Source organism: Hymenobacter glacialis, from assembly GCF_001816165.1.
Lineage (GTDB): Bacteria > Bacteroidota > Bacteroidia > Cytophagales > Hymenobacteraceae > Hymenobacter > Hymenobacter glacialis.
Map to the genome: position 1 here is coordinate 1 of NZ_MDZC01000102.1, position 3,242 is coordinate 3,242.

Here is a 3,242-nt window from a genome sequence, read left to right on the forward strand (position 1 = left end):
GTCAGCACGTTGGGCTCCTGCGCGTCGCTGGGCCAGTAGAGCAGGGAGCTGGGCACGTTGTTTTCGGCGAAGAAGCGGTGCGTGCCCTGGGTGGCGTAAATCTGGTAGCCGCTTTTCACCAGCAGCTCGGTGGCCGAGAGCAGCGCCACTTTCGACAGGATGGGGCCGCCGGAAATGAGCACCGTTTTCGCCGGGATTTTGTAGCCCACGCTCAGCATGGATTTGAGCAGCGCTTCCTCGGCCGTGTCGCCCAGGCAGCCCACTTCGCCCGTGCTCACCATGTCCACGCGCAGCACCGGGTCGGCGCCGGGCAGGCGCGTGAACGAGAACTGCGGGGCCTTCACGCCCACGTAGGGCAAATCGTAGACCCGCTCGCTCTCGTCGCGCGCTACCTGCTTGCCCAGCAGCACCTGGGTGGCCTTTTTAATCAGGTTGTTGCCCGAAATCTTCGACACGAACGGATAGGAGCGCGAGGCGCGGATGTTGCACTCAATCACGCGGATGGTGCCGTTCTTTTCCAGGAACTGGATGTTGAACGGGCCGCTGATGTCGTAACGCTTGGCAATCTTCTCGGCAATGATTTTGAGCTTGCGCACCGTGCCCACGTACACGCGCTGGGGCGGGTAGTACATGGTGGCGTCGCCCGAGTGCACGCCGGCAAACTCGACGTGCTCGGAAATGGCGTAGCTCACAATCTCGCCCTTATCGGCCACCGCGTCCAGCTCGATTTCCTTGGCTTCCTGGATGAACTCGGACACGACCACCGGGTACTCGGCGCTTACTTGTTTGGCGGCCTTCAGGAATTCCTCCAGCTCGAAGGCGTTGGACACCACGTTCATGGCCGCGCCCGACAGCACGTAGCTCGGCCGGATGAGCACGGGGTAGCCCACTTCGCGCACAAATTCCTGCATGGCCTCCAGTGAGGTCAGCTCCTTCCAGCGCGGCTGGGCAATGCCCAGCTCGTCCATGATGCGCGAGAACTTGTGGCGGTTCTCGGCCTCGTCGATGTGCGCGGCCGTGGTGCCCAGGATGGGCGCGTGGGCTTCTTCCAGGCGCATGGCCAGGTTGTTGGGAATCTGACCGCCGGTGCTCAGGATGACGCCGCCGGGCTGCTCGAAGTCCAGAATGTCCATCACCCGCTCAAAGCTCAGCTCCTCGAAGTAGAGCCGGTCCGAAACGTCGTAGTCGGTGCTCACGGTTTCGGGGTTGTAGTTGATGAGGATGGTTTTGTAGCCCTCCTCGGCGGCGGTTTGCACGGCCTGCACGCCGCACCAGTCGAACTCGACGGAGCTGCCAATGCGGTACACGCCCGAGCCCAGCACCACAATGGACCTGGCCGTTTCGCGGGCCAAATCGTTTTCGGTGCCGTGGTAGGTGGTGTAGAGGTAGTTGGTCCGGGCAGGAAATTCGGCGGCCAGCGTGTCAATCTGCTTGACGACGGGCAGCACGCCCAGGGCCTTGCGGCGGGCGCGCACCAACAACTCGTCGGCCTTCACGTCGCCTTCGCCCAGCAGCTGCACGGCTAGCTGCTGGTCCGAAAAACCGGCTTTTTTGGCGTCGCGCAGCAGCTTGTTTTCCAACGAATCCAGGCCGCCGTTGGTGCGGCCGGCGGCGAGTTGCTGGCCCAGCTGGAAAATGGTGAACAGGCGCTGCAAAAACCAGTGGTCAATCCGGGTCAGCTGGTGCACCTGCTCCAGCGTGTAGCCGGCCTCGAAGGCGCTGTTGATGGCGAAGATGCGCTCCTCGTTGGGCTCGCTCAGCAGCTGGTCGATGGCGGCGTTATCCAGCTCCTGCTCGGGCCGGTTGGCCACGAAGCCGCGCTTGCCGGTGTCGAGCATGCGCAGGCCCTTCTGGATGGCTTCCTCGAACGATTTTCCTATCGCCATCACCTCGCCCACGCTTTTCATGGCCGAGCCAATCTGGCGGTTCACGCCCGAAAACTTGCCCAAATCCCAGCGCGGCAGCTTCACCACCACGTAGTCGAGGGCCGGCTCGAAAAAGGCCGAGGTGGTCTGCGTCACGCTGTTTTTTAGCTCGGCCAGCGAGTAGCCCAAACTCAGCTTGGCGGCCACAAAGGCCAGCGGGTAGCCCGTGGCTTTCGAGGCCAGCGCCGACGAGCGCGAGAGGCGCGCGTTCACCTCAATCACCCGGTAATCTTCCGACGCGGGGTCCAGCGCGTACTGAATGTTGCACTCGCCCACGATGCCCAGGTGGCGGATGGTCTGGATGCCGATGCTGCGCAGCTTGTGGTACTCGCGGTTGCTGAGCGTCTGCGACGGGGCCACCACGATGCTCTCGCCGGTGTGGATGCCGATGGGGTCGAAGTTCTCCATGTTGCAGACCGTGATGCAGTTATCAAACTGGTCGCGCACCACCTCGTACTCCACTTCCTTCCAGCCCTTGAGCGATTCTTCCACCAGAATCTGGTGCGACGTGGTGAACGCCTGCCGGGCCAGGGCCTGCAGCTCGTCCATATTATTGGCAAAGCCGCTGCCCAGCCCGCCCAGCGCAAACGCGGCCCGCACGATGATGGGGAAGCCGATGGTTTCGCCGGCAGCCAGGGCCTCGGCCATGCTGGTGCAGGCCACGCTGCGGGCCGAGAGCACGCCAATCTGGTCGAGCTTGACCTTGAAAATCTCCCGGTCCTCGGTGTCGATGATGGCCTGCACGGGCGTGCCCAGCACCTGCACGTTGTACTGCTCGAACACGCCGGCGCGGTACAGGGCCACGGCGCAGTTGAGGGCCGTCTGGCCGCCAAAGGCCACCAGAATGCCATCGGGCCGCTCTTTCTGGATGACCTGCTCCACGAAGTAGGGCGTCACGGGCAGGAAGTACACGTCGTCGGCCATGCCCTCCGACGTCTGCACGGTGGCAATGTTGGGGTTGATGAGGACGGTGCGGATGCCTTCCTCCTTCAGCGCCTTGAGGGCCTGCGAGCCGGAATAATCGAACTCCCCGGCCTCGCCAATTTTCAGCGCGCCGGAACCGAGGATGAGTACTTTGTTGGGTTTGTTCATGGGGTCGTGCAACGTGAGCCTCACCCCCCGGCCCCCTCTCCGAAAAAGGAGAGGGGGAGCCAGACGATTGGCTACATAGAAAAGTCAAATAGGTGCCGAGGCTCCCCTTCTCCTGTTCGGAGAAGGAGCCGGGGGATGAGGCGTTTCGTTAGGCGGTTTGCCCCGACTTATACGCCACCACCGCTTTCAAAAAGTCATCAAACAGAAACTCCGTATCCTGCGGCC

General features: G+C 62.8%; 1 protein-coding gene. It reads right to left on the reverse strand.

Going from position 1 to position 3,242, the window contains the following annotated elements; all coding sequences use genetic code 11:
* Positions 1-3,017: carbamoyl-phosphate synthase (glutamine-hydrolyzing) large subunit (gene carB / locus BEN48_RS15515; RefSeq protein ID WP_070735895.1), on the reverse strand; the 3,017-nt coding region annotated here is incomplete at its 3' end.
* Between the last annotated feature and the right edge of the window lie 225 nt (positions 3,018-3,242).